Here is a 505-nt window from a genome sequence, read left to right as displayed (position 1 = left end):
CCCAGGACGTAAATCAGAAACAGAAATTTTTCCATGTACATCTGTTGTAAGCTCAGTGCGAATGTCATTACCATTCAGATCAGTAATTTTAAATATCGCATCTTTAAGAGCGGTACCATCAACATCATCCACTTTAGAAAGCTCCACAGTGCCTTTCGTTAAGCTATTTGTAGCTGTAACAGAGACAGGCTCAGCTTGGCTCTGTGTGATTGTGAATGGAATTGGCTCTTTGTTTAAATTGTAGTGTTTCGGAGCCGTTGTCTCGATGAATTGATAATCACCAGGACGTAGGTCAGAAACGCTAATTTTACCTTGTTGATTCGTAACAAGATCTTTGCGAATTACAGTACCATTCATATCTGCAATTTTAAATACTGCGCCTTCAAGAGTAGTGCCATCAACGTCATCTACTTTAGAAAGTTCCACGCCGCCTTTTGTTAAACTATTTTTCATAGTAACGGTAGCGATATCTTTTTGGCTTTTTTCAATTGTAAATATAATTGGT

General features: G+C 38.0%; 1 protein-coding gene. It reads right to left on the bottom strand.

Annotation, left to right across the window (positions count from 1 at the left end; genetic code table 11):
* The coding region (locus MR160_RS33875) for an MSCRAMM family protein (RefSeq protein WP_255805925.1) at positions 1-505 on the bottom strand (505 nt) is incomplete at both ends.

Origin of the sequence: Bacillus cereus group sp. BfR-BA-01382 (assembly GCF_022663475.1) — a bacterium.
Taxonomy (GTDB): domain Bacteria; phylum Bacillota; class Bacilli; order Bacillales; family Bacillaceae_G; genus Bacillus_A; species Bacillus_A thuringiensis_S.
Note: the sequence above shows the minus strand (reverse complement) of the source record. Positions and strands in the feature narration are given on the sequence as shown.